Source organism: Marinobacterium iners, from assembly GCF_017310015.1.
GTDB classification, from domain to species: domain Bacteria; phylum Pseudomonadota; class Gammaproteobacteria; order Pseudomonadales; family Balneatricaceae; genus Marinobacterium; species Marinobacterium iners.
The window spans coordinates 2,914,794-2,941,635 of sequence record NZ_CP022297.1; the positions used below are offsets into that span (position 1 = coordinate 2,914,794).

The 26,842-nt window shown below is 56.2% G+C and carries 25 protein-coding genes; 7 read left to right on the forward strand and 18 right to left on the reverse strand.

The genetic code is table 11. From position 1 onward, the window contains the following. Positions 1–33 precede the first annotated feature (33 nt). The 3 genes from CFI10_RS13980 to CFI10_RS13990 are packed head-to-tail and all read right to left on the reverse strand — an operon-like array spanning position 34 to position 5,134. On the reverse strand, positions 34–1,668 hold the full coding sequence (locus tag CFI10_RS13980) for a DUF1302 family protein (RefSeq protein WP_206835457.1): 1,635 nt from the start codon (positions 1,666–1,668) through the stop codon (positions 34–36). Between the two features lie 13 nt (positions 1,669–1,681). Beyond that, on the reverse strand, positions 1,682–4,114 hold the full coding sequence (locus CFI10_RS13985) for an efflux RND transporter permease subunit (RefSeq protein WP_206835460.1): 2,433 nt from the start codon (positions 4,112–4,114) through the stop codon (positions 1,682–1,684). 21 nt (positions 4,115–4,135) lie between these two features. After that, positions 4,136–5,134: a WD40/YVTN/BNR-like repeat-containing protein gene (locus CFI10_RS13990; protein WP_242529999.1), complete on the reverse strand. Its 999-nt coding sequence runs from the start codon at positions 5,132–5,134 to the stop codon at positions 4,136–4,138. Between the two features lie 353 nt (positions 5,135–5,487). On the opposite strand from CFI10_RS13990, the gene CFI10_RS13995 reads away from it, so the two are divergent. Further along, positions 5,488–6,684 carry an RNA-guided endonuclease InsQ/TnpB family protein gene (locus tag CFI10_RS13995; protein WP_206835464.1) on the forward strand — a complete coding sequence of 399 codons (1,197 nt, stop codon included), beginning with the start codon at positions 5,488–5,490 and terminating at the stop codon, positions 6,682–6,684. A 69-nt stretch (positions 6,685–6,753) separates the two neighbouring features. Here CFI10_RS13995 and CFI10_RS14000 read toward each other — a convergent pair whose 3' ends face one another. After that, positions 6,754–7,317 (reverse strand): c-type heme family protein, encoded by a 564-nt coding sequence (locus CFI10_RS14000; RefSeq protein WP_206835467.1) that lies wholly within the window; start codon positions 7,315–7,317, stop codon positions 6,754–6,756. Between the two features lie 172 nt (positions 7,318–7,489). Between CFI10_RS14000 and CFI10_RS14005 the strand changes: the two genes are divergently transcribed. Then, positions 7,490–8,548: an alkene reductase gene (locus CFI10_RS14005; protein ID WP_206835470.1), complete on the forward strand. Its 1,059-nt coding sequence runs from the start codon at positions 7,490–7,492 to the stop codon at positions 8,546–8,548. Between the two features lie 122 nt (positions 8,549–8,670). Continuing rightward, the gene (locus CFI10_RS14010; protein ID WP_206835471.1) at positions 8,671–9,924 is read left to right on the forward strand and encodes a YeeE/YedE family protein; all 1,254 of its coding nucleotides are present in this window, start codon (positions 8,671–8,673) and stop codon (positions 9,922–9,924) included. A 76-nt stretch (positions 9,925–10,000) separates the two neighbouring features. Here the strand turns inward: CFI10_RS14010 and CFI10_RS14015 are convergent, their stop codons facing one another. From CFI10_RS14015 to CFI10_RS14055, 9 genes are all read right to left on the reverse strand, one after another. Beyond that, positions 10,001–11,053 carry a zinc-dependent alcohol dehydrogenase family protein gene (locus tag CFI10_RS14015; protein ID WP_242530000.1) on the reverse strand — a complete coding sequence of 351 codons (1,053 nt, stop codon included), beginning with the start codon at positions 11,051–11,053 and terminating at the stop codon, positions 10,001–10,003. Positions 11,054–11,255: 202 nt separating this feature from the next. Then, positions 11,256–12,179: a catechol 2,3-dioxygenase gene (locus CFI10_RS14020; RefSeq protein WP_206835474.1), complete on the reverse strand. Its 924-nt coding sequence runs from the start codon at positions 12,177–12,179 to the stop codon at positions 11,256–11,258. Between the two features lie 19 nt (positions 12,180–12,198). After that, positions 12,199–12,558, reverse strand: coding sequence for a 2Fe-2S iron-sulfur cluster binding domain-containing protein (locus tag CFI10_RS14025; RefSeq protein WP_091824646.1), 360 nt, complete (start codon positions 12,556–12,558; stop codon positions 12,199–12,201). Between the two features lie 110 nt (positions 12,559–12,668). After that, complete coding sequence (locus CFI10_RS14030; RefSeq protein WP_206835477.1) at positions 12,669–13,730, reverse strand: NADH:ubiquinone reductase (Na(+)-transporting) subunit F; 1,062 nt, start codon at positions 13,728–13,730, stop codon at positions 12,669–12,671. A 10-nt stretch (positions 13,731–13,740) separates the two neighbouring features. Continuing rightward, a complete protein-coding gene (locus CFI10_RS14035) occupies positions 13,741–14,103 on the reverse strand; it encodes a phenol hydroxylase subunit P4 (RefSeq protein WP_206835480.1) in 363 nt (120 codons plus the stop codon). A 75-nt stretch (positions 14,104–14,178) separates the two neighbouring features. Next, the gene (locus CFI10_RS14040) at positions 14,179–15,681 is read right to left on the reverse strand and encodes an aromatic/alkene/methane monooxygenase hydroxylase/oxygenase subunit alpha (RefSeq protein WP_206835484.1); all 1,503 of its coding nucleotides are present in this window, start codon (positions 15,679–15,681) and stop codon (positions 14,179–14,181) included. 16 nt (positions 15,682–15,697) lie between these two features. Beyond that, positions 15,698–15,967, reverse strand: coding sequence for an MmoB/DmpM family protein (locus CFI10_RS14045; RefSeq protein ID WP_091824635.1), 270 nt, complete (start codon positions 15,965–15,967; stop codon positions 15,698–15,700). A gap of 17 nt (positions 15,968–15,984) precedes the next feature. Then, positions 15,985–16,968 (reverse strand): aromatic/alkene monooxygenase hydroxylase subunit beta, encoded by a 984-nt coding sequence (locus CFI10_RS14050; RefSeq protein WP_206835488.1) that lies wholly within the window; start codon positions 16,966–16,968, stop codon positions 15,985–15,987. Positions 16,969–16,994: 26 nt separating this feature from the next. After that, complete coding sequence (locus tag CFI10_RS14055; RefSeq protein ID WP_206835491.1) at positions 16,995–17,306, reverse strand: phenol hydroxylase subunit; 312 nt, start codon at positions 17,304–17,306, stop codon at positions 16,995–16,997. Positions 17,307–17,701: 395 nt separating this feature from the next. Between CFI10_RS14055 and CFI10_RS14060 the strand changes: the two genes are divergently transcribed. The 4 genes from CFI10_RS14060 (at position 17,702) to CFI10_RS14075 (ending at position 23,164) form a co-directional block, all read left to right on the forward strand. Continuing rightward, entirely contained in the window at positions 17,702–19,420 is a 1,719-nt protein-coding gene (locus CFI10_RS14060) for a sigma-54-dependent Fis family transcriptional regulator (protein WP_206835493.1), read from the forward strand. A 65-nt stretch (positions 19,421–19,485) separates the two neighbouring features. Further along, complete coding sequence (locus CFI10_RS14065) at positions 19,486–20,205, forward strand: 16S rRNA (uracil(1498)-N(3))-methyltransferase (RefSeq protein ID WP_206835496.1); 720 nt, start codon at positions 19,486–19,488, stop codon at positions 20,203–20,205. 168 nt (positions 20,206–20,373) lie between these two features. Then, positions 20,374–21,399, forward strand: a complete 1,026-nt coding sequence (locus CFI10_RS14070) for a Fe(3+) ABC transporter substrate-binding protein (RefSeq protein ID WP_206835499.1) — start codon at positions 20,374–20,376, stop codon at positions 21,397–21,399. A 76-nt stretch (positions 21,400–21,475) separates the two neighbouring features. Next, positions 21,476–23,164 (forward strand): ABC transporter permease, encoded by a 1,689-nt coding sequence (locus CFI10_RS14075; RefSeq protein ID WP_206835502.1) that lies wholly within the window; start codon positions 21,476–21,478, stop codon positions 23,162–23,164. 26 nt (positions 23,165–23,190) lie between these two features. Here the strand turns inward: CFI10_RS14075 and CFI10_RS14080 are convergent, their stop codons facing one another. From CFI10_RS14080 to CFI10_RS14100, 5 genes are read right to left on the reverse strand one after another with little or no spacing between them, the layout of a single operon-like run. After that, entirely contained in the window at positions 23,191–23,640 is a 450-nt protein-coding gene (locus CFI10_RS14080; RefSeq protein WP_206835505.1) for a YiiD C-terminal domain-containing protein, read from the reverse strand. Next, positions 23,640–24,197, reverse strand: a complete 558-nt coding sequence (locus CFI10_RS14085) for an NAD(P)H nitroreductase (protein WP_206835510.1) — start codon at positions 24,195–24,197, stop codon at positions 23,640–23,642. Before CFI10_RS14085 ends, CFI10_RS14080 begins: the two co-directional genes overlap by 1 nt. A gap of 12 nt (positions 24,198–24,209) precedes the next feature. Continuing rightward, positions 24,210–25,034, reverse strand: coding sequence for an NADPH-dependent 7-cyano-7-deazaguanine reductase QueF (gene queF / locus CFI10_RS14090; RefSeq protein ID WP_206835515.1), 825 nt, complete (start codon positions 25,032–25,034; stop codon positions 24,210–24,212). Beyond that, entirely contained in the window at positions 25,031–25,804 is a 774-nt protein-coding gene (locus tag CFI10_RS14095) for an ABC transporter permease (protein WP_091824608.1), read from the reverse strand. Before CFI10_RS14095 ends, queF begins: the two co-directional genes overlap by 4 nt. Further along, the gene (locus CFI10_RS14100) at positions 25,801–26,733 is read right to left on the reverse strand and encodes an ABC transporter ATP-binding protein (protein WP_091824605.1); all 933 of its coding nucleotides are present in this window, start codon (positions 26,731–26,733) and stop codon (positions 25,801–25,803) included. Before CFI10_RS14100 ends, CFI10_RS14095 begins: the two co-directional genes overlap by 4 nt. Positions 26,734–26,842 lie beyond the last annotated feature (109 nt).

The window sequence follows — 26,842 nt, forward strand, 5'->3', positions numbered from 1 at the left end:
AACATATTGGTATCCTTATTATCGTTGTCATGATCAGAAGCTGTAACGCACGGTGAACTGAATCTCGTCTTCCTGGTTCGCTACGCCGATCGGGCCGTTGAGGAAGCGTGCTGTGGGTTCAAACTGTCCAGAGTTATCACCCATCACGTCCCGAGCCACACCCCAGGGGAAGGTTTCCTTGCCGCCGGTTTTTACATTCAGACCAACGTTGAACATCCAGTGATTATCAGGCGTCCAAGAGATGCTCGGTGCGATGGCGGTAGCCTCGGCGGCAAAATCGTGTGCAATAATGATCTGCGGGCTCAGACGGTTGTTCTTGTAGAACCCCTTGAACAGCATGGTGGCGATCCAGTTATCCTCGTCATTGGGCATGGTGCCGATATGATCGAGAATGTGTTCACCGAACAGCTGGGTCGAGAACAAAAAGGCACTGCGGGTTCCGAGTTCCGGAATGATGATGTTTTTATCGAAACCGATGACATAGCGCAGCATGTCGGTTTCGTGGTGACCGGAGTCATCCGGCAGCTCTTCTCCCTGGGTATAAGCCATCTCCAGACGCCAGATCGCATCCATGTTCATCGAGTAGTAGTCGATGGAGCCGCCGACCAGATTGACCCGCGGGAATTTGATATCGAATACGCCGTCAAACGCCGGTACGCCAGGAACTGTCGGGTTGGGACGGAAATGCAGTGACGGCAGCTGCTGACGGTAGGTCAAGGCGTTCAATGAAAAGGTGGTATCGCCATAGACACCTTCCCACTTCATGCCCAGCTGAGTGTTTTTCAGACTCCAGTTCGGCTCTTCCACATCATGAATAATTGGGATACCGGGCCCAAGGTTCAAATATGAACTGAAGAAACAGCCCGCATCCAGCATCCGGTAGGACTGACCACAGGTACCCAGGTTGTTAGGACGGAATTTGTCAAAGTTCCACACCAGTGACAGGTTGGAGTCATCCAGCACCTCGTTCGGCCCCATACGCCATTCGGCGGTCAGCATCCACTGCGGAATACGGATGTCTTCCAGTTCGTCATAGATGTTGTGGCGGGAGTAATCCACAGGGTTGATCACGTCCAGTACCCGGAAAAGGTCAGTCTTGCCCCAGACCACCTGCTGCTTGCCCAGACGCACGTTGAGCAGGTCGCCGTTGCTCAGCTCCTTGTCGGCACTGATGTAGAGCTCGCGGATAAAATCGAGCTGGTCGTTGAAATCCGGGAACTTGGCATCGCGCTCCTTGTGGTCCATGTAACCGTCCAGGTTGTTACACAGGGTCGGGTCGTTCTCACAGGGGAAGGAAACACCCGGCGAAAGTAAAGCCTGACTTGATATGGTCGAATTGCTATGCCAGTTCTCCCCTAGATATGAATGACGGCTGTCCTTGCCAAACTCGCCATCATTCAGGTCGTACACCCCGTCGTAGGTGCCGCGCAGGGTGCCGTTGAGCTTCAGCGAGCGCAGGCTGTCGGTCTGAAACACGGTTTCAAACTGAGCCTGACCGGTGTTGCGGAACTTGGACAGCCCCACGCCATCACGGAAGTAGGTCGCATTTTCCACATAGCCGTTCCAGGTGGTTTCAGCCGCCAGTGCCGGTACCGCCAGTCCGGTACCCAGCGCCGCCGCAACGCCGACTGCGAGATGAGAAAATGTCGTTGTTATTGTTTTCGACATGGTTATTGGCCTCTTATGCCTTGGTTGTCATGACACATGGATCCTCTGCTTCCGAATCGGCGTGGATCACGCCATCCTCGTCGGCATAGGCTTTACAGATAAACTTGGGCTTGAATACCAGTACCCAGCTGGGCACCAGCAGCATCGCTGCCGCGCCGTTGAGTACGACCATCACGATCAGCAGCAGGGCCGCTTCCGCCTGGAAGCGCAGATCCGACAGTACTACCCACATGACGATGCCTGCGATCAGGGTGATGGCGGTGAAGCTGACGGCCAGGCCGGTGGTCCGAATCGCACGGCGCACCGCTGCCGACAGGTCTCCCAGCGCCACCATTTCGGAGCGGATGCGGTCCATCATGTAGATCGAGTAGTCGATGCCGATCCCCACCCCCACGGCGATGATCGGCACGGTATTGGAGTTGATCCCCATGCCGCTCAGTCCCATGTAGGCGTAGGTGAGCGTGGTGGCGAACAGCATGGCGCCGAACATCATCACCCCGGCCATCAAGGAGGTGTAGAAGAAGGTCACCATGGCGAAGATCAGCAGGAACACCAGCGGCAGCACCCAGAGGTTGGTCTCGAAGGCGGCCTCGTTCTGGGACGCGATCACGCCGATGGTGCCGCCGGCCAGGCGTACGGTCAGGCCTTCCACCTTGCCTTCGTTGGCATCGATCCACTCTTTGGCGGTGTGGATCGCCCGGCGCAGGGTCTCACCCTTGTGGTCCTTGTAGTAGAACACCAGGTTGGCCACCCGCTCGTCGCTGTCGACAAACTCTTTCAGAGCACCGGGAATCGGACTCGACATCAGATAGGTGAACATCAGGCCGCCGACATAGAGCTGGTCATCGGGAATCTGCGACCAACGCGGATCGTTGTTGTGCAGCAGACGGTTCACCTGTTTCACCAGATCGGGAATCCCTTTGGAGCCCCCCACTTCCGGGTCCAGCATCATGTGGCGCTGCAGATCGGCCAGTGCGGCCAGCACTTCGGGACGCTTGATGCCGCCCTTCTCGGCCGTTTCGGCCACGATGTACATCTCCTCGGAACCCGGGAAGCTGTCGTTGATCGCCTTGGACGAGAGGTTGTAATCGTGATCCTGATACAGAATGGGCGAGCCCGGCTCGGATTCGCCGATCACCACATGGGAGGAGAAGTAAAAACCGCCGGCCAGCAGCAGAGCCGCAATGCCCAGCGCTTTTTTGGCGGCCTTTTCGCCACTGATCAGATCGGCACAGATATAGCCCACATTGCGGAACAGGTTGTGCTTGATGGTGATGTTTTTCGGCTTGGGCAGAATCGACAGCAACAGCGGCACCGCCAGCAGTACGGTCAGAATGATGCTGAGCGCCCAGATGGAGGCGTAATGCGCCAGCTTGGTGTTGAGCGGAATGGAGCCGATGGCGATCAACAGCAGGCCGATGGCATCGGACACCACCCCCAGACTGCCGGGCCGGAACAGACTCTCGAAGGTGAGCCGTGCCGCCACCTGCTGGTTGTCGTGCTCGTTCAGTTCCAGATAGTAGCGTTCAACCAGCTGAATACCGTGCGACATGGCACGAGCCGAGATCAGGAAGGGTATTACCAGACTCAGCGGGTCCAGGTTGTAGCCGAACAGTGAAATGATCCCCACACCCCAGATGGAGGAGATGATCACCCCGGCCAGCGGGATGAAAATGCCGTAGGCCTTGCGGAAGTAGAACACCAGCAGGGCCAGCATGATCAGCGCGGTAAACAGGAAGATTTCGATGATCTGGCCCAGATACTGATAGGCCCAGCCCACCAGCATCGGCTGTCCGGTGACGTGGATCTTCACGCCCTTCGCCGCTTCCAGCGCACGCATCTGCTGAATCCGCTCGAAGGTGGTGGCGTAATCCAGCTGACCTTCAAGCAGCTGTGCCTTGACCAGTGCCATGCTCAGATCGGGACTGACCAGCGGCCCCAGCACCCGCGGATCGGCGGCCACGTCCTTGCGCATTTCCGCCAACCGCTCGGCGTCAAGATCGGTGCGCTCGGGATTGTAGTAGGGCTCCGAGTTGACGTTACCTTCGGGGGTCAGCCAGACCTTGCGCGAGTTGCGGTGGGTCACACTGGCGACCAGGTTGTGGTCAACCCCCGGCAGCGAGTCCACCGCCTGGGTGATGCGATGAATCCGCGCCAGAGCATCGTTATCGAAGATGTCGTGTTCGGTGAACTCGACACCGACAATGATCACGTTGGCGCCGCCGAACGACTCCTTGATCTCGTTGTGCAGCTCGATATAGGGATGGGTCTGCGGCAGCAGATCGGCAAAGTCGGAGTACATCTTGACGCCCGGAATCTGGGCGGCGAAAAACAGCGTGATCGCGGCGATCAGCGACAGAATGATTTTGGGGTGGTTAAACAGTTTCTGGTCAAGATTGTGCAACCAGTGGGTGGCCTTGTGAGCCTTGGCAGATCGTTTATCCATGATAGAACCGTCGTGTTGTTATTATTGGATATCCAGCGAGAGCAGCGTCCCGGCACCGCCCGAAATCAGCAGTTGCCCGTTCGCCTGCAGGGCGGCATCACGCAGCCAGACCGGCATGACCGGCGCCTCAAGCGGCTGCCACTGTCCCTGACGACGGCTCAGCACCGTGCCGTTTTCCCCCAGCGCCACCAGCTCGCCACCGGCTTCGACAATGCCGTACAGCGGCGCCACCACAGGGGTCGGCTCAATCTGCCAGCTGTCACCCGCATCTTCGGTATGCAGCACCATGCCATCGAGTCCGACCACCCAACCGCGCCAGCGGGTGGTGAAGTGGGCGGCCTGTGGATAAAAATCATTGGGGATATAGTCCAGCATCTCCCAGTCGCCGCCGGTATCTTCACTGCGGGCCACTATGCCGAATTCGCCGGTCACATAGCCGGTGCCGTCCGCCAGAAACTGGATACTGCTGAGCATGGCGTCTTCGCCCAGACTGTTTTCCTGCCAGCTTTCGCCCCGGTCATGGCTGGACAGCAAGGTGGAAAAGCTGCCCACGGCCCAGTAGCTGCCATCGGGTCCGCAGGCCAGGTCGAGCAGGTTTTCGGAGGTGGGCAGATCGATCCCCTGCCAGCTTTGTGCCTGATCATCACTGCGCCAGAGCTGTTGCTCGAAGCCCAGCGCGATCAGGCTGCCATCGGGGCATATTTCCACATCGATCAGATTGGGTTCGGACGCCAGAATCTGACGTTGCCAGTTCGCATCACTGCTGTTGCGGTGCAGGATCAGGCCATGGCTGCCCACGGCCACTTCCAGCCCTGGCTGGATGGCAACCGACTGGATCTGATCGGTGCGGCGCACAGGCTCCTGCAGCTGCTGCTCGACGCCACTGAGGTTCAGCGGTGCTTCACAGCCGGCCAGCAACAGCAGGCCCGGCAGCAGGGCAAGACGGAAGGAAGATGAAAGTCTGGATGACCGTGAACCCGCAGGCTGCACGGCGGTCGGTTCGGTTGTCAGTCTCATCATTTGTTGTTCTTCTGGATGAATGTGGGCACGAAAATTCGGCTTCATCCGGATAGAGCAACAGCTGTGCCAGAATGCACACAAATTCCGGCAACAAGGCTGAAACCTGCATGATTACTGGGGATATAGGATCAGACAGAAAAAACGCAGTGATTTTGTACGCGTTCGGCGGTGAATTTGATCAACCTGTTTTGATTAAATCATCAATTCGACAACAGTGTGTTGAGCAAATGATTAACCCTCCATCCCAAATTCCGTAGGGTACCCACACCGATGCAGGTGTGGGGTGAATGCGGTGCCGCCGTCAGGCGGCTGGTGCTGTCATTATATACAGTAAATAATGCTATCATTGTTTTATGATGATACGCCAAGGTTTCAAATTCCGTCTCGATGTGACCCCCGACCAGGATGCGCGTTTGCGCGTACTGGTCGGGCATGCACGTTTTGTCTGGAACCAAGCATTGGCACGGTGCAATGACGCCTATCGGGCTGAGGATCAGCGCGTGCCGCGCTATGAGACGATGGCCAAGTGGATCACGGCTTGGAAGCAGGAGCCGCAAACACAATGGCTGACAGAGGCCTATACCGATAACCTGCAGCAAAAGCTGAAGGATCTGGACGCGGCCTGGCAGCGTTTTTTCGATCCCAAGTTGGCCGCTAAACGCCCCCGCTTTAAGAAAAAAGGCCGTGACCGCGACAGCATCCGCTTCGTCAACTTCACCAAGTACTGCCAACTGGACGGCCGGCGGGTAAAGCTGCCGTCGAAACTGGGCTGGATCAAGTTTCGCCAATCCCGCCCGATTGTCGGCACAATCAAAAACTGCACCATCGGCAGGGACGCCGGTCACTGGCACATCAGTTTCCAGACCGAGCGCGAGGTATCAGCACCGGTGCATCCGGCACCGGAACGCTGGATCGGAATCGATGTGGGCATTGCGCGTTTTGCCACCCTGAGCGATGGCACCTTCACCGCCCCGCTCAGCAGCTTCAAGCGGCATCAACAGGCGCTGGCCAAGGCGCAGCGCCAGCTCAGCCGCAAGGTTAAATTCTCCAGTAACTGGCGTAAGGCCAAAGCCCGTGTCCAGCGCCTGCAGCGCCGGATTGCCAACGTCCGGCAGGATTTCCTGCACAAGACCTCAACCCGCATCAGCCAAAACCACGCGATGATTGTGATTGAGGATCTGCAGGTCAGCAACATGTCGGCATCGGCAAAAGGCACCATTGAGGTGCCAGGGCGCAAGGTGCGCCAAAAGACGGGTCTAAACCGGTCGATACTGGATCAGGGCTGGTTCATGTTCCGGCGTCAGTTGGAATATAAAGCCGACTGGGCTGGCGGTGAGGTGCTGGCGGTGCCAGCGCATCACACCAGCCAGACCTGCCCCGCCTGTGGTCACGTCTCGCGGGACAACCGTCTGACCCAGGCACAATTTGCCTGCACCGACTGCGGCTACGCAAACAATGCTGATGTGGTCGGTGCCTTGAACATCCTCGCACGGGGGATTAAAACCTGTGCCAAGGGCGGGACATCGCCCGGATCGCCTGTGAGTGCTTGAGCGAATAGGCTCAGGCCCAGTGAGCGGTGCAGTGAGGCCGCCAGCAGCAGGAACCAGCCCCCTGAGCGATCAGGTGGCACCCGGTAACGGGAATCCTCTTCCTGAGTCAGCGCATGCTGCGAAGGGAGGGGAGGAAGTCAAGTAGCGGAAGCGATCACCCACTATTTCAACAAAGGATTTGCCGCCGCTCTGCTCCAGGCGCGTCAGGGCACGGGTTTCCCAGTCATCCGGTTTGTTGCCGGGATTCATCAGCTTCAGACTGGTCAGGTGAATTTCCAGCTCGCCACCCCTGAGTGTCTCCGCAATCTGGCGGGTCATATAGGCGGGGTTGAGTTTGGTCAGTACCACCCCCTCGGGCGAGGTGATGGTTTTTTCAGGCACATCCAGCCAGGGGTTTTCCGGTGTGCGCTCGGTCAGGGGCGCATACACACCACCATGTTCCGAGTTCCAGTGACGCATCACCTGCACCAGCTGGAACGCGACCTCACCGCGCTGCATCGCCAGGTCAAAACCGGCGTGCTGCAATGTCTGGTCGTTGTGATAATACAAAAGACCCACCACAAGGGCCCAGAAGGGTACTGGAAACAGCAGCGCAAATGGAGATTGTAACAACCGGATGAGGCGATCTCGCACTGTGTTTTCCTGCCCTGTGAACATCTGATGTTAATAGAATGGCATTGTAATAAAAAATGCTTTTTTGCGACAGTTTTAAAGGGCTTGAAATCATCGGCGTGCAGCCGCATATAGGTGTAATTGACGTTACAAAACTTGCAAACCAACCTGACAGACACACCGGGAGTTTAAGATGAGTGCACTTTTCCAGCCCCTGCAGGCCGGCGCGCTGCAGCTGCGCAACCGTATCGTAATGGCTCCGCTGACCCGTTGCCGTGCCGAGGCCGATCGCGTCCCCGGTGAGTTGATGGTGGAGTACTACCGCCAGCGTGCCGCTGCAGGCCTGATTATCTCCGAAGCCACCTCCATCATGCCGATGGCCGTGGGTTACCCGGATACGCCGGGAATCTGGTCCGATGCTCAGGTCGAGGGCTGGAAGAAGATTACCGATGCGGTACATGCCGAGGGCGGTCTGATCGTACTGCAGCTGTGGCATGTGGGCCGCATTTCGCACCCCAGCTACCTCAACGGCGAACTGCCGGTCGCCCCCAGCGCCATCAAGCCGGCCGGGCATGTCAGCCTGATTCGCCCCAAAACCGAATACCCCACGCCGCGTGCGCTTGAGACCGACGAGATTCCGGCCATTGTCGAGGCATACCGCAAGGGCGCCGAAAATGCCAAGGCCGCCGGTTTTGACGGGGTCGAAATTCACGGTGCCAACGGCTATCTGCTGGAACAGTTCCTGCTCGATGGCAGCAACCAGCGCAGCGATCAGTACGGCGGCAGCATTGAGAACCGGGCGCGTTTGATGCTGGAAGTCACCGATGCGGTGATCGGGGTCTGGGGTGCCGACCGCGTGGGCATGCACCTGTCCCCGCGTGCGGATTCACACGATGTCAGCGTGACCGACCGTGAAGGCACATACGCTTATGTGGCCGAGCAACTGGGACAGCGCAAGCTCGCATTCATCTGCACCCGCGAGCATCTGGCGGATGACAGCATCAGCAGCACACTATTGAAGGAACGCTTTGGCGGCGTCTATATCGCCAACGAGGCGTTTACCGCCGAATCGGCCGAAGCCTATGTGGCCGAGGGCAAGGCGGATGCAGTGGCCTTTGGCAAACCCTATATTGCCAACCCTGACCTGGCACAGCGCATCGCGGCCGGGGCTGACTGGAACGAGCAGGATGCAAGCACCTTTTATGCTTCCGGCCCTGAGGGTTATACCGACTATCCGTTCATGCCGGGCTGATCCCCGAGGGCGCTTACTCAAAGGCATTAGCTTATAGCATATTAGTATTGTCTACTAATTGCCTTATTCTTTAAGGGCATTAGAATCCGCGTTCAGTGTTACTGAATGATTGGATACATCTAATGAACCCTAAAGAAAACCTCAGCGGCTTCGCTCTGCTGGCCGCTGTTTTGCTGTTGGGCAACGCCCTGCTGGATTCAGCCATCTTTTTCCGTCTGCTGGTCGGCCTGGGTCTGGGTTACGCCCTGACCCGCGGTGCGCTTGGTTTCGCCGGCAGCGTCAACCGCGCCTATCGCGCCGGTTCCACCCGCCTGATGCGCGGTTTAATGTTGATGTTCACCGCCACCGCCGTGGCTTCAACCGCGTTTCTGTACAACCAGAACCCGCATGACCTGAACCTCTGGGTTAACCCGATCAATACGGGGCTGGTCGTCGGTGCGCTGATGTTCGGCTTCGGCATGTCGTTCGCGGGCTGCTGCGCCTCGGGCGTACTGACCTATTTCTCCAGCAACCTGGCACGCCCGGCGCTGATTCTGTTCTGCTTTGGCATGGGGGTATATCTCGGTTTTCCGCTGCAGTCACAGGAAAGCTGGATCACCGACACGCTGATCTCGACCCCGACCTATGCCGACAAGGGTGTTTATCTGCCGGACCTGTTCCCCAATGACCCCTTGGGTGGCTACTTCGGCGCCATCCTGATTACGGCAGCCCTAGCAGGGTTGGTGAGCTGGCTAGCCCATCGCTACGAACACCACCGTCGTCGCGACAACACCTATATCGGGGTAGATTCAGAACATCAGGTGTTGAACAGCAAGCCCTCCAACCTGGGTGAGCATCCGTTCTTCAGCCGCCACACCTATGAAGCGCTGTTTGTGTCGCGCTGGTCGATGACCACCGGCATCGCCATGATTGTGGTGCTGTTTACTCTGCTGATGGGTGTTACCGGTTCAGGCTGGGGAGCATCCACCCCCTTCGGTCTCTGGTTTGGTCGCCTGCTGATTCTGATCGGTATCGACCCGGCAGCCGTGGCAGCCTTCGCCGACCGTCCGATACAGGCCTTTACCATGCCATTCCTGAGCCATCCGGTGAATGTGCAGAACATGGGCATCATGCTGGGTTCGGTAGTGTCTCTGCTGCTGGCTGGGCGCTTCTTCAGCGGTCTGTCACGGATGCGCCTGACGGCACGTGAAGCGGGCATGTTGGTCATCGCCGGTTTGGCAATGGGCCTGGGTACCCGGTTTGCCAATGGCTGTAACGTGGGCGCCCTGTTTACCCCGATCGCCAACTTCTCCCTGTCGGGCTGGATCTTCCTGGTGTTCATGGTGGCCGGAGGTGTGATCGGCAACATGCTGGGACGGCGGATGCAGGCGGCTTAATCGCGGTCTGCTGCAGAGTGGCATACCTTCTTAAGCCGACAAATGCATCCGTATCTCAAATCATCGAAAAAGATCGTTAGTCGTTATTAATGATCACCTTCATCGCATTTTCACGCGAGGCGTTGCCGAACACTTCATAGGCGCCCATGAAGTCGTCGAAGCTGAAGCGGTGGCTGATTAATCGCTCCGGCTGCAATTTGCCCGAGGTAACGGTTTTCAACAGCATGGGAGTGGTGTTGGTATTTACCAAGCCGGTGGTGAGGGTGATGTTTTTGATCCACAGGTCCTGAATCTGCAGGTCCACTTTGGTGCCGTGTACACCCACGTTCGCAATATGCCCGCCCGGACGCACGACCTGCTGGCAGATATCGAAAGTGTGTGGAATACCCACCGCTTCAATCGCTACATCCACCCCATCTTTGGTATGCGCCATGATCTGTGCAACCGTATCGCCACTGCCGCTGTTAATAAGGTCAGTGGCGCCAAAGGTTTTGGCCATCTCCAGCCGGCCATCGTCCAGGTCCACCATGATGATCTTGGCGGGGGAATAGAACTGCGCCGTCAGCAGTGCGCCCATCCCCACAGGGCCTGCACCCACAATCGCAACCGTATCACCGGGTTTGACCGCGCCGTAAAGCACACCGATTTCGTGACCGGTGGGCAGGATATCACTGAGCATCACCAACGCTTCTTCATCCGACCCTGCCGGAATCGGGTAGAGGCTGTTGTCCGCATGCGGAATACGCACATACTCGGCCTGAGTGCCGTCAATCAGGTGACCCAGAATCCAGCCGCCATCCTCGCAGTGGGAATACATCTGTTGCTTGCAGTATTCGCACTTGCCGCAGGAGGTGATGCAGGAGATCAGCACCCGATCACCGGGCTTGAAGTTGCTGACCGCATCGCCCACGGATTCGATAATGCCCACGCCCTCATGGCCCAGGATGCGGCCTTCAGTCACAGCGGGAACATCGCCTTTGAGAATATGCAGGTCAGTACCACAAATCGTGGTTTTGACGATTTTAACCACTGCATCAGTGGGTTTCTGTACTTTGGGCATCGGCACCGTATCCAGGGACTTGTTACCCGGCCCGTGATAAACCACTGCTTTCATGCTGTCCTGTGTCATTGCTGTCTCCATTGAGCAAAGATGAAAGATGTCTCGGTCAAATCAGCATAGCGAATATGTGGAAATCTGCCAGCGTCACGGTGTACCTTCACGTCATCGATGCTCCTGTGCATCCATGCACCCGCAGCATACCGTACGCCCTGTACGTAAAAGCCCGCTGCGGAACGAACCGGAGCGGGCTTGATACAGCTAGAGCAGAGGATCAGGTCAAAACGGTCAGGAAACGCTCGTTGAGCTGACGGTCATGGTAGAAGATCGCCTTGCCCAGTTGTTCGGCATCCCAGGTCACCGGTTCGTGGTCCGGGTAATGGTAGTCTCCACCGGCAAATACTTCGTTGCGGTTGCCTGACGGGTCAAAGAAGTAGATGGTCTGGCCATGGGTCAGGCCGTGACGGGTCGGACCAATATCAATGGAAGTATCGGTCATGGAGATCAGATCCGCTGCTTTCAACACATCGTTCCAGGTTTCCAGGAAGAAGGATGCATGGTGCAGCTTGGCAGGTTCGGGATGCTCAATGAACGCTACGTCGTGCGCTTTCATGCTTGCGGTCATGAAGCCGGCCAGCTGTTTGCCTTCAGGATCGACAACCTGTTCGGCCAGGTCCATACCCAGTACATCAGTGAGCAGCTTGACGGTAGCAGGCACGTCCGGCCCGTACAACAGACAGTGGTCAAAGCGAGTCGCTTTCATGCCTTTCAGATCGCGCGGCCAGGCTTCTGGGTTGCGGTTGCCCACGCCCCACTTGCCGGTTTGCTCCTTGGTGGCAAACAGCTCGAAGCGATGCCCAGTCGGCACTGTGAAGGCGATGCGACGGCCGCAGTCCTTCAGGTCACCGGCTGCGATCTCTTCGGTGGCAACACCCGCCGTCTGCAGCTCGGCACTGAGACGATCAATGGTGGCTTCATCAAGACATTTGAAACCGACAAAATCCATCCCTGGTTGATCCGCCTCACGCAGTACCAGAGAGAATTTATCCACTTCGGTCCAACCCTTGAGGTAGACACGACCCTGAGTATCACGATCAACTTCGATCATGCCCATCAGGTCAACGTAGTGCTTCAGAGCTTCATCCATATCCAGAACGCGCAACTGGATATGACCGGGACGCATTACACCTTTTTTCATAGCCGTTTCCTTATAGTTGTTAGCTTGCTCGATCTGCCTTACCACAGCTGGTGGCGACTTCGGGCGGATCAGGTTCGATTGTCAGATTACTGCGGGCATAGACCCTGCAGGCCAGCACAGTGCCCTCGGCTTCCTGTTCGGGGGAAACCCAGGCTCTGCTCATGCGTTTACTGAAATACTCACCCTTTAAAATCCGGATGCGGCATTTGCCACACCCGCCGCCACGACAACCAACCGGTATCAGCGCCTGCCCTGCCCGTTCCATGGCGACCAGCAGGCTCAACTCCGAACTGGCGTTAAAGCTGGTCTCCTCATCCGTCAGCTCGATACGGTGGCGCTGCGGTGTTTCCGGAGTCGATGCGTTATAGTTGTTATTCATATTCAGACCTCACGTGATGTCTGATAATCCCGCCTCGAGGCCGGGGTTTCCACCGCCTTCGGTGGAAACATGAAATCCCGAAAGCGGGTGAAGCTATCCCTGATTCGGGATCAGATTCGTTTAAACAGCGCTGAACGGGTCTGCTCATCAGCACCGTCTGCAGCCGTTACAAAGCGCTCCATGTGGATGTCCCGCTCGAACAGGCGCCCCTGCATCAGCGCAGTGATGGCAGCATCGATCATTGGCGGCGGCCCGCAAAGGTAAGCCTTGTGACCGCTGAAGCGGTTATCAAACCGGTCGATGGCCGCTTCATGCACAAAACCCTTGAAGCCTTGCCATTGATCCTCGTCAAGAGGTTCATTCAAAGCCGGAATGTAGTGGAAGTTGTCGTGCTCACGGTCGAGCGCTTCGAACATCTCACGGTTGTACAACTCACTGACGTTGCGCGCGCCCTGGAACAGATAGATCTGGCGATTGTCGCCCGCTTCCAGCAGATCCAGAATCATCGATTGCGGACTGGAAAGACCGGAACCACCCGCAATAAAGATCACGTCCTGATCATCTGACTTGCGGACAAAGAACTGACCGTAGGGACCGGAAATATCCAGCGTATCACCCACCTGCAGTTGCTCATGCAGCCAGGTGGTGCCGGCGCCACCCTGAACCCGACGAATATGCAGTTCGACATGGCGGTCATCACTGGGCTTGTTGGCAATCGAAAAGGCTCGCGTACCCTCAACGCCCGGAATTTTCAGGTTGATGTACTGCCCCGCCTGAAATTCCATCGCACTGTCCAGTTCAAAGGTGATGCCTTTGATGGTGGGCGACAGATCGACGATGTCGGTGACGGTGCCGACGTAGTCCTGTACCGGGTAGCCCAGAAAATCGGGGTCGACGTCGATGTCGGCTTCGATCACCAGATCACTCTCTGGTGTGGCACAGCAAACCAGAATCTTGCCCTCTTCACGCTCCATATCCATCAGCGCGAAGGGTGAGGCGTTGCCCAGATCGGCATCACCTTCAAGTACCTGCACCTTGCAGGTGGCACAGGTTCCATGACCACAGGCAAACGGCAGCCAGACCCCCTGACGCAGGGCGGCATCCAGAATGGTCTGCCCCTCGTCGACTTCGATCACATCACCGGTCGGTTCGACCCTGACTTCATAACTCATAACGCTCTCCTCAAACGCCCGCGCCCTTGTAACCCTTGAGATCAGGGGTTTGGAAGCGCAACAGGGACTTGTGGCCAATGCCCTGATCCTTGAGGGACACGTCCAGTTGCGGCTCAAACGGCTGGCCGTCCAGAAGCCAGGTTGCTTTGGACCAGTCGATTTTGGACCACTCCGGGTGCAGTGAAAAACCCTCAGGCATTACCTCATCACGCAGCGCACGGAACGGCGTTTCTGGCGGAAGCGGGTAGGCAAAGGCGGCACAGAACATCAGGTGATGGTCCCAGCCTACATAGACGATCTGATTGCCGTGGAAATTTTCAACACGGTCTTTAACATCACCCTTATAGTCGGGTGTGATGGCATGTACTGGCATTATTGTTATCCTCAAACTCGTGTAGATATACCGACTTGAGAAGCGGCTGCGTGTGCAGCACGCCTCTCAGTGACATCAGGCAACGCCCTTCCACTTCTTCCAGCGCTCTTCGTCCGGAGAGCCCTTGATGTCCATGTTGTCGACACCAACATTCATCTGGTAGTAGTCGCGCAGGACGTCTTCAACACCCGGACCACCACAGTTGCCCTGGAAGATCTGATGCACCGGCAGCCAGGACTGCACAAACTTCTCCGGTTCATCATCGAAGATGTCCTTACAGCCATCCGAGCAGAAGTGGTAACGATCACCGTTGTAAACAGAGTCGCGGTAGCTGGTCTGAGTTGGATCATCCATCTCGGTAAACAGCATCGGGATCTGGCAGGTGGTACACAGCTGAGGCAGCGCCTTGGTGTAGAAACGCTCACCGCGGGCTTCCATCTCTTTCGCCAGCTCCCAGCGCGGACGGTAGTATTTGTCGAACGTATCGGGGTACTTCTCGCTCAGCCAGTCCAGCTCTTCATCGGTCGGGATCCAGGTGTGGAAGCCGGCCGCATGGCCGTGGGTATAGAAGGTCCACCAGGCCTGGTGCGAGATATGCTCTTTTTCCTTCTCGATAACATCAGCATATTTCGGCATGGTGATGCCGTAGCGAGCCAAGTCCTTGAACAAAGCACCACCGGCCTCTTCAAAGTACACTTCCCAGGCTTCTTTCCAGCTCATCACCTTGTTGGGCAGCATGTAGTCCATCATCATGCCCACCAGTGTCAGCAGACGGGTACCGCGCCAGAACCACTTGTCGATCCACTTCTGCACGATCGGCACGTTGTCTTCATGCTGCTCCAGCAGGAACTTGATCACCTCAAGGCCGAGGGTCATGTGGCGCGCTTCATCCGACTGGGCGGAGAAGCCGAAGGTCACGGTAGCCATGTCGCCGTTGTAGGCGGCGCCGGACATGAAGGGTACGAACAGCAGGTTGGTCAGCACGTATTCGAAGCTGAAACCGATTGCCACCATGAACTCGAACGGACCCGCTGCACGCGCATCGTTGAAGAACGATTTGGGTACAGACAGGTACCACACGCGGTCGTGCATGTGCGACCAGTCCTGCAGACCGTCAAAGAACTTGTTGTAGTGACTCATGGCGTGAACCTGAGTCTGGACGTGACGCAGTTCATCGATGGACTGCATCTGGCAGGCGACGCGAGCGCCAACACCGCCGAACTGGCGACCGGTGTGAGCAAAGCCCTGGAACGCCTGATACTCAAGCGGCGAAACACCGGTCAGGAAGATTTTCAGTGCGTTGACATAACGCGGATCGGAGATGTTGAGCTGGCCGTTGTTCTGAGAAAACGCATCAAAAATGGCGTACAGTTTTTTCTCTTTTTCAGCCTGATACTTCCAGTAGGAATCCATGGTCAGGCGGAACGGGTCTTCCCATTTGGACCAGTCGGTAATCTTGATCCCTTCGAACTCTTCGAACGGGAATGCATCTTTACGATCCTGATAGGAAAAGTCCCAATCCAGATCACGGGTCAGCAGGCGATATTTGTCTTTGATGTTGAGTTTCTTGGCTGCCATCGGGGTTACCTTCTTGTTATGAGTTCCAGGTCAGGGTGATCTGATCGTCGTCTTCGTCGACGTTGCCACCGATCGTGATCAGGTTCAGGTGCAGCTCCTGCACGTCCCAGTCACGTCCCATTTTTTCTTCCACGGTTTCACGTTTCACCGCGAGATAGTTTTCGGCTTCAATGCGAATCATGGCCGGCATGTGAATCACGGTCGCTTCAGGATTGTCTTCCTCGATAGCCTCGACGATGTAGCGAGATTCATCGTTATCCTGCAGCGCGATATATACTTTGGACATGGGGCATTTCCTTGTTGTTATTTGATGCCGGCCTTCGCGACCCGCTTATCCAGTTCTGCCAGCGACTGTGCCAGCGCTTCGTCATTCAGCATGGCGGATGCAAGCGGTGCCAGGGCTTCTGCAGCCTTGCCACGCCACTTCTCGATCCACTGCGCCAGCAGCGCCTTGTTTTCTTCGGACTCAGTCGCTGTCGTTTTGATTACGGCATCTACCCAGCGTGTCGTGTCCTTGTACCAGAGCTGCATGAACTCGGTGAGCATGGCGACATCCTGAGCACCGTTGTCTGCCAGGTACTGATCAAACTGGGCGTAGACAAGGTCATACACCAGGGTGTCCACAACAAGGTTCTGTGCAACACTCACTTCAAACCAGTCTTCGGTTACCAGCATCTCTTCACACAACGCACGCAGCCCCTGCCAGATGTCAGCTTCCATCCATTGCTGTTTTGCCTCGGCCAGTGCATCGCCGCTGTTGCCGTCCAGTATCAAACCGATACGCGAGAGATACTGTGCGATGCCAAGCCGATCCATGCCATCAAACAGCAATGCCTGAGTGATCGCGGTACCGTAGCCGTAAGCCGCTCCATACATGTTGTTCAGGTTGGCGGTGTGCTCCAAGTGACGCAGCGGCACCAGGTAGCGGATTACCTCGGCCTGGCGCTCTTCGCTCAGATGGCGGGCAAGATCGCGCTTTTCAAAGAACGCGTAGTTGCTCTCGGCGTTTTCCTGCATTTTGGCGCGCTGCTGCACGTAAGTGCCGTAGTAGAACTGTCGCGGATCCTTGAGGGCGTACCAGTCAGCCATCTGGATGGCGGTACGGCGAGTATCATTCAGCTCAAGGTCCGGCTGCCACAGTGGGCGGTAATGAAAATTGGTTTCAGACTGAAGGTCGTAGGTTGCTTCCTGATAGCGGGTAGCCGGCTTGTCGCCGAAGCGGCGCTCTACGTTGGCATAGGTATTGCGAACCGGTTCCAGCGTGGCTGTTTTGATTTCAATGGTCATGGAACTCTTCCCAGCTGCAGTTGTTGTTATTCGGAATCACGATCGTGGTTGTGTGACATGAGCGTATCTTCTCCATAACGCCATTTTTCCATTTCGGAATCGACTTCACGGATCTGATCTGCGGTCATGTGGACAACATCGTTGGCGGCACAAAATTCGTCGAACGCGCCTTTTGGCATCACCAGCTCGACAAACAGGGAGGGGTCACCAATGGCAAAATCGAACTCGACGAAACGAGCTCCGGGCTGGCTTCGCACCCGAATGAATTTGGTCAGACGATCAAAATCCGAGCGCTTTGGCAGATCATCATTTCGTGAGTGCAGTGTGAGTTTTGTCATTGTTGTCCTCAGCTCATCGGCGTATGCATTCGCTAATGAAGAGAGCAACAGCTGTGCCAGATTGGAAAAAACGGCTGAAACACGACACCCAATAAACTACCAAGCTATTGATTTAAATAAGATAAAAACATCCAATTCGTTGGAAACAATATCGCAACAGTGCGTTGCATAGATGAATAGTCACACTTGAAAAAATGCTCATTTCATAAAATTTCAGGAATTTTTTTGATGAGATGATCAAATACGCGTTGATTTTGATAAGAACACCGAATGATACTTTAGTCGTATGTTTTGCACTTTCTCTTTCAAATCCGCATGAAATCTTTCAACAATGAAAAAGGGCTGCAGGCCCGCTCACAGAACATCGCTCACACCAAGCCGGTATAAAAACAACTATGGCAACTACACAAGAACTAGAGTTTCCCGGCAGCGGAGACCTACTGTCACAGATCCGCTTTGAAAGCGACAAAGGCAAGATCTGGCTGAATGAACAGCGCATGCTGATGATCCATTCCAGTGTAATGGGTCTGCTGCGCAAAGAGCTGATTGACACTTTGGGCATCAACCGTGCCAAGGGCTTCTTGATGCGTTTCGGCTACCACTCCGGCTGGAAAGATGCCGAACTGGTAGCCAAGGTCAGGCCGGACATGTCAAAAGAGGATGCCTTCTTCGTTGGCCCCCAGCTGCATTGCATCAAAGGGATGGTTAACGTTAAACCCGTTGCGCTCAATATCGACATGGATAACGGCATTTTCCATGGAGAATTCGACTGGTTTGACTCATATGAGGCCGATGTGCACCTGCACGATTTTGGCCCTGCAGAGGAGCCTATCTGCTGGACACTGATCGGCTATGCCAGCGGCTATACGACCTATTTCATGGGCCAACAGGTGATTTTCAAAGAAACCCAATGCGCCGGCATGGGACATGATCACTGCCATATTGTCGGTAAGCCGGTCGAGCAGTGGGATGACCAAACCGAGCTGGAGCGCTACCTGTTGCCTGACCCCATCGCCGAAGAGCTGTTTTCACTGCAGAGCCAGCTAAGTGATCTGCGCGACAACTTCCGCAGCTCTGACCAGAGTGAAGACCTGCTGTTCAACTCGGTGGGGCGCTCCGGTGCATTCAAGAATGTGTGCCAACTGATTCGCCGCGCCTCTTCCAGTCGCGTCACGGTATTGCTGCAGGGCGAAACCGGCGTCGGCAAGGAGATCGTCGCCCGCGGCCTGCACCTCAGCTCAGACCGCGCCGACAAGGCGTTCGTGGCGGTCAACTGTGCCTGTATTCCTCCGGACCTGATTGAAGCCGAGCTGTTCGGGGTTGAGAAGGGAGCCTTTACCGGTGCGGTTCAGTCCCGCGAAGGCAAATTCGAGCGCGCTCACGGCGGCACAATCTTCCTGGATGAAGTGATCGAGCTATCACCGCGCGCCCAGGCCAGTCTGTTACGCGTGCTGCAGGAAAGCGAAATGGAGCGGGTGGGCGATACCCGTACCCGCCGCATCGATGTGCGTGTGGTGGCTGCTGCCAACGAAGATCTTGAAGAGGCGGTTCGCAACGGCAAATTCCGCCCTGACCTGTTCTATCGACTCAATGTGTATCCGGTGCATATTCCACCATTGCGAGACCGCATAGAGGATATTCCGCTGTTGATTGAGCATTTTCTCGAGAAGTATCACACCCTGTACAACAAGCGCACGCTGGGTGTATCCGATCTGGCAATGCAGGCCCTGATGAACTACAAGTGGCCCGGCAATATCCGCGAGCTGGAAAACATGATCGAACGCGGTGTAATTCTGACCGATAACAACCACACCATCGATCTGGATGCGTTTTTCCCCTCGTTATCGGAGGCGACTCATCCGCTTAACAGTATCAAGCGCAATGGCACACTGGGGGCCGAGCGCCAGCCACTGCAGTCCGACAACGGCATGCTGCCACAGGATTTGCTGTGCGATCAGCTGTTGAGCGAAGAGTTCAGCCTTGAAGCGATGGAAGAGCAACTGATCCGTACCGCGATGGAACGGGTCGAGGGCAATGTTTCGAAGGCGGCTCGTCTGCTGGGCATGACTCGGCCGCAGCTGGCCTATCGATTGAAAAAGCTCGACAGCGACTGAGCACTGACCCCGATCATGCAGGGATGCTATGATCGCCGGTTTCAAGCCTGCGTGATGAAACCACCGTGAACCTGATTCTGCTGTATACCTCTGACTTTATCAGCCCGCACCGAGTCCGCCTTGATGGCCGCCGCTTGCATCATCTGCTGGAAGTGCACCGTGGACAGGTCGGTGATAGCTTCCGTGTGGGGGTGCTCAATGGCTTGATCGGCCAGGGAATACTGACTCACCTGAGTGAGCACTGCGCCGAGCTTGAAGTGAGACTTGATCAGCCCCCCCCTCCCGCATTGCCCCTGCGACTGGTACTAGCGTTGCCAAGGCCGAAAATGCTCAAACGCTGTATCGAGACGATCGCCACCCTTGGGGCCAAGGAGCTGTGGCTGATCAACTCCTACCGCGTCGACAAAAGCTACTGGTCCACCCCCTTACTGCAGGCAGAGCGTATGCGCGAACATCTGCTGCTGGGACTTGAGCAGGCCGGTGATACGCGTCTGCCGCGGGTCGAAATCCGCAAACGATTCAAACCCTTTGTAGAGGACGAGCTGCCCGCGCTGGCCCGCAATACACGCGCCCTGGTGGCACACCCCTACAACGCGGCACCTTGCCCGGCTCCGATGGATACACCAACCACTCTGGCTATTGGTCCTGAAGGCGGATTTATCGCTTATGAGGTGGAAAAGCTGGAGCAGGCTGGCCTGCAAGCCATTCATCTGGGGCCACGCATTTTACGGGTTGAAACCGCTGTCCCCGTTCTACTGTCGCGTCTGTTTCCGCTGCCGGTATGATCTGCCTCAATATATGCTCTCCCCTTACATCTATATACTATTTTAATCTCTAGCGGAACAAGAATCAGATGCACTAGCATTGACTTGAACGCAAACAGTGATAATAATTCGCATTAAGTTTTTGATATTCGGACTACATGGCTCGCGCCACAACCGATGGAGATGTACATGAACGCGAAACACGCCCTTCTTGCTGGTCTGGCCTTTTCTACCTTTGGCGCCGTTGCGCAGGCAGCCGATGAGGTCAACATCTACTCCTATCGGCAAGAGTTCCTGATCAAGCCTCTGCTGGAGGCGTTCACCGCCGAAACCGGCATCAAGGCCAATGTCATCTTCTCCAAAAGCGGCCTGCTGGAACGACTGGAGCACGAGGGTGCCAACTCTCCGGCCGATGTCATTCTGACCTCGGATGTCGGCCCACTGCACGATGCGGTCGAGCGTCAACTGGTTGCGCCGATCAATAGCAGCACCGTAGAAGAAAACGTACCTGCTCAGTACCGCTCGAAGGATGATCTTTGGGTTGGTCTGACGGCACGCTCTCGCATCATCTACACATCAAAGGATCGTGTGGAGCCGGGTGAGATCCAGACCTATGAAGACCTGGCCGATCCGAAATGGAAAGGCCGTGTCTGCACCCGCAGTGGCAAACACTCCTACAACCTGTCCCTGATCGGATCAATCATTGAACATAAGGGCGAAGAGCAGGCCGAGCAGTGGCTCAGCGCCGTGAAGGATAATCTGGCACGCCGCCCACAGGGTAATGACCGCGGCCAGGTCAAGGCGGTTATGGAAGGACAGTGCGATGTTGCGCTGGGCAATACCTACTACTATGGCAAGATGCTGACCAACCAGGAAGAGCCGGAGCAGATCGAGTGGGCCAGGTCGGTCAATCTGCTGTTCCCGAACCAGGATGGTCGCGGTGCGCACATGAGCATCTCCGGTGCTGCGCTGGCCAAGCATGCGCCCAACCCTGAAGCTGCCATCAAGCTGATCGAGTTCCTGACCAGCGAGCAGGCCCAGAAAATGTACGCGGAAGTAAACTACGAGTTCCCGGTGCGTCCCGGCATCGAGTGGTCTGCCCTGCTCAAGGAGCACATGGGTGAATTCAAGGCTGATGACATCAACCTGGGTGATGTAGTCAAACACCGCGCAACAGCATCACGACTGGTTGACAAGGTCGGCTTTGACAACTGATTCGCGCCTGACAATCGACAGCTGCGACCTGAAGCGGTAGTCTTCCCGGCTACCGTTTCTGTGCGTTCACCGTCCTATGTCTGAAACCGCTACCGCAACTGCCCCGCTGGTTGATACCCGCAAGCCGCGCCGCTACATGCCCGGCTGGTATTCTGTTGCCTGGGGCAGCGCTCTGCTGGTGATGCTGCCGGTTCTGGCCGTTCTGTGGCTGGCGCTTTTTCCCACCGAAAACATCTGGCCCCATCTGGTCGATACCATACTGCCGGTTTACATCCGCTCTACCCTGCTGTTGCTGGCCGGTGTCGGCAGCCTGTCAGTCGTAATCGGTGTCAGTACCGCCTGGCTTGTGACCATGTGTCATTTCCCTGGTCGGCGCCTGTTTGAGTGGGCCCTGTTGCTTCCGTTCGCCATGCCCGCGTATGTAATAGCATACCTCTACACCGATCTGCTGGAATATGCAGGCCCGGTACAAAGCACATTGCGTGAGCTGTTCGGTTGGCAAACTGCGCGCGACTACTGGTTTCCCGATATTCGAAGCCTTGGCGGCGCCATCGCCATGCTGACGCTGGTCCTCTACCCCTATGTGTATCTGCTGGCTCGCGCCAGCTTCCTTGAACAGTCGATGAGCATTCGGGATGCCAGCCGCATCTTTGGCTGCACTCCGCTGCAGAGCTTTGTGCGCATCTCGCTGCCCATTGCTCGGCCCTCCATCGCTGTGGGCCTTGCACTGGTATCCATGGAAACCCTGAACGACTTTGGCACGGTTGACTATTTCGCGGTCAAAAGTCTGTCTGCCGGTATCTATGATGCCTGGCTGAACATGGGCAACCTCGGAGCCGCCGCCCAGATTGCCAGCCTGATGATGCTGTTTGTAGTACTGCTGATTTCACTTGAGCGCATTGCACGCGCCCGTCAGCGTCAGTTCAGCGGCTCCGACCGGTTCCGTTCAATTGAACGCTTCCGCCTCAGCCCCGCACGACAACTGATGGCGACACTGGCTTGCGCCCTGCCGGTCGTGCTCGGTTTTGCAATTCCTTTTATCGTGCTCGGAAGCTATGCACTGCGGCGGCTGGACCAGTTCGCCGAGCCCGGCTTTATTGCCAATGCAGTGCACAGCTTTACCCTTTCCGCTCTGGCTGCTGCACTGACAGTCGTGATCGCAGTTGTACTGGCCTACAGTAAGCGACTTTATCCGCAGCAACGCTCGCTTACAGTGGCCGCTCGCTTCAGCAGCCTGGGCTATGCCTTGCCAGGTGCAGTTCTTGCGATCGGTGTCATTATTCCTCTGGCGGCTTTCGACAACAGCGTCGACGCGTTCATGCAACGTCACTTCGGCTTTGGTACGGGCCTGCTACTGAGCGGTACACCCTTCGCCATCGTATTTGCCTATTCCGTGCGCTTTCTGGCGGTATCAACCGGCAGCGTGGAGTCATCACTGGCCAAAGTTACACCCAGCATGGACATGGCATCGCGCTCCCTCGGCCTTAACCCACTGCAAACCCTCCGGCGCGTCCACCTGCCACTGATCCGAGGCGGATTGTTAACGGCCGTTCTGGTAGTTTTTGTCGACTCCATGAAGGAATTGCCGGCCACTCTGATTCTGCGACCGTTCAATTACGATACGCTGGCAACCTATGTGTACCAGTATGCGTCAGATGAAATGCTGGAAACCAGTGCACTGTCTGCGATGCTGATTGTGCTGGTTGGAATTGTGCCGGTCATTCTGCTCAGTCGCACTATCACGGCGACCCGGCAGGGCAAGTAGGCCTCCGTCTAAAACAGGAACAGGCCTCAGCGCTTTATCGCGACATAGAGTCCTTCCAGACGCATGCAGACCTGACCATTGCAGATGACCTCTACCACCAACGCCAGCTTACCCTTGCCCCGCTCCACTACACGCTCGGCCAAGACATCAGAAGCGGCGGTGTCGATCAGCTCAACTTGTGTCACAAAATCCGCCGTAACCGGCTTGAGGTATTGGAGATGGCTGTCAGCGATCACCACGTCACACTCCAGCCCGCGCTCCCTGAGACACAGGGTCGTCAGGCACCACCCCGCTACAGTGGCGATCGCCGCCTGAGAACCGCCAAAACCGGTTCCCTTGTCGTTTACATTGGGTGCCAGCGGCGTGGGGATCTTCAGCGTTTGACCATCCCATGTCAGCTGTGAAATACCCAAGTGTTCCAGCAGTGGAATCTGGGTCTTGAGCCAACCAAGGAATTCAACCGTATCGGTTTTCATCAGCCCTCCCAGCGAGTCACGAACTCGGCAAGGTCCAGCATCGGAGCCTCGCGCTCGCGACAGCGCTGGCCCAGATAGATAAAGCCAACCACCTGCTCATGTTCGGCCAGCTCCAGCCCTGATCGCACATGCGAGTTATGGGTCATTTCACCGGTGCGCCACATCGCCCCAAGGCCCTGCGCGAAAGCCGCTTGGGTGATGGCATGAGCCGCACATCCTGCCGAGATTAACTGTTCGTCCAGCGGGACTTTGGGATGCTCTCGAGTGACAGCAACTACCGTGATGATCATTGGTGCCCGCAGCGGCATTTGCAGGTATTTGTCATGCCTTGCCTGCGGCAACTCCGGATCAGCCTTCAAAGCGGCACGGGCAAACAGCTCACCCATGCGTACCAGACCTTCGCCTTCCGTAATAATAAAGCGCCAAGGGCGCAGCGATCCATGATCCGGCGCTCTCAGAGCTGCACGCAACATCAGGTCAAGCTGTTGCGGCGTTGGAGCCGGACCTTCCAAGCGGGGGCATGAGGTACGGTTGATCAGGGCGTCGAGTGCATCCACGGTACTATCCTTTTACTGGCGTGACAGGCGCAGGTTCTGCGGCTCATCGTTGATACTGGAGCGGTAGGGATTGATATCCAGACCACCGCGACGGACATAGCGCGCATAGACACTGAGTTTCTGCGGTCGGCAGCGCTGCCAGATATCCATGAAGATATTTTCGACACACTGCTCGTGAAAGTCGCCGTGTTCACGATAGGAGATCAGATAGGCCAGCAGCCCTTTGTGATCGATCTGAGCCCCCTTGTAGCGGATCTGCACACTGGCCCAATCAGGCTGCCCGGTGACGGGGCAGTTGGACTTGAGCAAGTGACTGACCAGAGTTTCCTCGGTAACAGGACCTGAGGCGTTCAGCAACTCAGGGGCCGGCGAGTAGTGCTCGACCTGAAGTGGCAGATCATCCAGGCATCGCCCCTTGAGCTGGCTCACTTCAACAGCCTGAGTCAGCGGGATCAATTTGACCTGCACCGGCGCACCTGCAGCCGCCGACAGATCCGCCTGCATCCGCTCGCGCACCTCACTTTCCTGTGCAAAGCGACTCAAGTTGAAAGAGTTCAGGTACAGTTTGAACGACTTGGATTCAATGATGCAGGGTGAGCTGGCCGGTATACGAAATTCAGCCAGCCGTACCACCGGCTTGCCGCCGGCGTCCAGCCAAGACACCTCATAGGCATTCCATATATCCAGTCCGCGAAACGGCAGGCTGCTGCGTTTGACGCCCTTGGCCTCCCAGTTCAGGTCACGCCGAATCGGGTACAGCAACGAGGCGTCGTACTCATTGACGTAGACCGTGTCCTGCCCCAGCGGGGATGCCTTTACCTGATCATGTTCGCTCATTCTCGAATCCCCTTGCCAGTATTCAGCAAATGAATGGCAACGCCTCCCAACACGACAATAAACCCAATAATCATGGCGAAGGCAAAACCGATATCGATGTCACTGACGCCCAAAATGCCATAACGGAAACTGTTTACCATATACAGAATCGGATTCAGCTGTGACACCCCCTGCCAGAATCCCGGCAACAGCTGGATGCTGTAGAACACGCCACCCAGATAGGTCAGCGGGGTCAGGATGAAGGTAGGCACGATCGCGATATCATCAAAGGTTTTGGCGTACACGGCATTGATGAAACCACCCAGCGAAAACAGAATCGCGGTCAGCAATACCACAGTAATAGTGATGAAGAGGTGGTTGATCTGTAACTTTGTGAAAAACAGTGACAGCAGGGTCACGATAAAGCCTACCATCAACCCTCGTGTGGCGCCGCCAATCACATAGCCGGCCAGGATAATCCAATTAGGCACCGGCGAGACCAGCAGTTCCTCGATATTGCGCTGAAACTTGGTGCCGAAGAAAGAGGACACCACGTTACCGTAGGAGTTGGTGATAACTGACATCATGATCAGGCCCGGAACGATATATTCCATGTAATCGAAGCCACCCATGTCACCAATGCGAGAGCCGATCAGGTTACCGAAAATAATGAAATAGAGCGTCATGGTGATCGCTGGCGGCAGCAGGGTCTGAACCCAGATACGGGTAAAGCGACGGATTTCCTTGACGACGATAGTGACGAACGCGGTCCATAGCAGCCGGGAATTCATTTTGACTCCTGTTTCAAATTCTTGTCGACCAGCGACACAAACAGTTCTTCCAGCCGGTTGGCTTTGTTGCGCATACTGCTCACTTCCAGCCCCTGCTCGGCCAAGTGGCTGAACAGCGCATTGAGCCCTGCCGCCTTTGGCACATCGACCTCAAGGGTATGTGCATCACGCGGCCGGATCACGTACCCATCAAGTTTGGGCAGCTCGGTAAAATCCTGGCGCAGATCCAGAATGAAGGTTTCCGTATCCAGCTTCTGCAGCAGTGCTTTCATACTGGTATTCTGGATAATGCTGCCATGATCGATGATGGCGATATTGCGACACAGGCTTTCAGCTTCTTCCAGATAGTGCGTCGTGAGGATAATAGTTGTCCCTGCGGCATTTATTTCACTCAGGAAATCCCACATGGAACGGCGCAGCTCGATATCGACCCCTGCAGTGGGCTCGTCCAGAATCAGCAACTTGGGTTCATGCACCAACGCACGGGCAATCATCAGGCGGCGCTTCATGCCACCGGACAGCATGCGAGCACGCTCATCGCGCTTTTCCCAAAGCCCAAGTTTGCCCAGGTAAATTTCAGCACGCTGCAACGCCTGCCTGCGCGGAATACCGTAATACCCAGCCTGAGTGACAACGATATCCACTACTTTTTCAAACGGGTTGAAGTTGAACTCCTGCGGTACAACCCCAAGGCACTGCTTGGCCTGCGCCAGCTGGGTATCAATATCGTAACCAAACACACTGACCTTGCCGGCCGTTTTGTTGACCAGCGAGGAAACGATCCCCAGCGTTGTTGATTTGCCGGCACCATTTGGGCCCAACAGGGCAAAGAAGTCTCCCTGCTGCACGTCCAGAGAGATCCCCTTGAGAGCCTCGAAGCCGTTACCGTATACCTTTCTTAAATCCTGTATCGAAAGCGCCGTTGTCATGCCTTGCCTTTGAATGGAGTGTAGATGTGGGTAGATGCGGCCGGGGATTGAAATTTCAACCGCCGCCCCCCATTGTACCCGTTTGCGCGGACATCCGATGCCCGCTCCC

What these genes read in the sequence shown, in the direction of transcription:
- CFI10_RS14005 (WP_206835470.1), top strand. Translation starts at nt 7,490, where the DNA reads ATGAGTGCACTTTTCCAGCCCCTGCAGGCCGGCGCGCTGCAGCTGCGC.
- queF (WP_206835515.1), bottom strand. Translation starts at nt 25,034, where the DNA reads ATGAGCGAACATGATCAGGTAAAGGCATCCCCGCTGGGGCAGGACACG.
- CFI10_RS13980 (WP_206835457.1), bottom strand. Translation starts at nt 1,668, where the DNA reads ATGTCGAAAACAATAACAACGACATTTTCTCATCTCGCAGTCGGCGTT.
- CFI10_RS13990 (WP_242529999.1), bottom strand. Translation starts at nt 5,134, where the DNA reads ATGATGAGACTGACAACCGAACCGACCGCCGTGCAGCCTGCGGGTTCA.
- CFI10_RS14015 (WP_242530000.1), bottom strand. Translation starts at nt 11,053, where the DNA reads ATGACACAGGACAGCATGAAAGCAGTGGTTTATCACGGGCCGGGTAAC.
- CFI10_RS14060 (WP_206835493.1), top strand. Translation starts at nt 17,702, where the DNA reads ATGGCAACTACACAAGAACTAGAGTTTCCCGGCAGCGGAGACCTACTG.
- CFI10_RS14035 (WP_206835480.1), bottom strand. Translation starts at nt 14,103, where the DNA reads ATGCCAGTACATGCCATCACACCCGACTATAAGGGTGATGTTAAAGAC.
- CFI10_RS14045 (WP_091824635.1), bottom strand. Translation starts at nt 15,967, where the DNA reads ATGTCCAAAGTATATATCGCGCTGCAGGATAACGATGAATCTCGCTAC.
- CFI10_RS14080 (WP_206835505.1), bottom strand. Translation starts at nt 23,640, where the DNA reads ATGAAAACCGATACGGTTGAATTCCTTGGTTGGCTCAAGACCCAGATT.
- CFI10_RS14040 (WP_206835484.1), bottom strand. Translation starts at nt 15,681, where the DNA reads ATGGCAGCCAAGAAACTCAACATCAAAGACAAATATCGCCTGCTGACC.
- CFI10_RS14100 (WP_091824605.1), bottom strand. Translation starts at nt 26,733, where the DNA reads ATGACAACGGCGCTTTCGATACAGGATTTAAGAAAGGTATACGGTAAC.
- CFI10_RS14055 (WP_206835491.1), bottom strand. Translation starts at nt 17,306, where the DNA reads ATGACAAAACTCACACTGCACTCACGAAATGATGATCTGCCAAAGCGC.
- CFI10_RS14050 (WP_206835488.1), bottom strand. Translation starts at nt 16,968, where the DNA reads ATGACCATTGAAATCAAAACAGCCACGCTGGAACCGGTTCGCAATACC.
- CFI10_RS14025 (WP_091824646.1), bottom strand. Translation starts at nt 12,558, where the DNA reads ATGAATAACAACTATAACGCATCGACTCCGGAAACACCGCAGCGCCAC.
- CFI10_RS14020 (WP_206835474.1), bottom strand. Translation starts at nt 12,179, where the DNA reads ATGAAAAAAGGTGTAATGCGTCCCGGTCATATCCAGTTGCGCGTTCTG.
- CFI10_RS14075 (WP_206835502.1), top strand. Translation starts at nt 21,476, where the DNA reads ATGTCTGAAACCGCTACCGCAACTGCCCCGCTGGTTGATACCCGCAAG.
- CFI10_RS14010 (WP_206835471.1), top strand. Translation starts at nt 8,671, where the DNA reads ATGAACCCTAAAGAAAACCTCAGCGGCTTCGCTCTGCTGGCCGCTGTT.
- CFI10_RS13985 (WP_206835460.1), bottom strand. Translation starts at nt 4,114, where the DNA reads ATGGATAAACGATCTGCCAAGGCTCACAAGGCCACCCACTGGTTGCAC.
- CFI10_RS14095 (WP_091824608.1), bottom strand. Translation starts at nt 25,804, where the DNA reads ATGAATTCCCGGCTGCTATGGACCGCGTTCGTCACTATCGTCGTCAAG.
- CFI10_RS13995 (WP_206835464.1), top strand. Translation starts at nt 5,488, where the DNA reads ATGATGATACGCCAAGGTTTCAAATTCCGTCTCGATGTGACCCCCGAC.
- CFI10_RS14030 (WP_206835477.1), bottom strand. Translation starts at nt 13,730, where the DNA reads ATGAGTTATGAAGTCAGGGTCGAACCGACCGGTGATGTGATCGAAGTC.
- CFI10_RS14070 (WP_206835499.1), top strand. Translation starts at nt 20,374, where the DNA reads ATGAACGCGAAACACGCCCTTCTTGCTGGTCTGGCCTTTTCTACCTTT.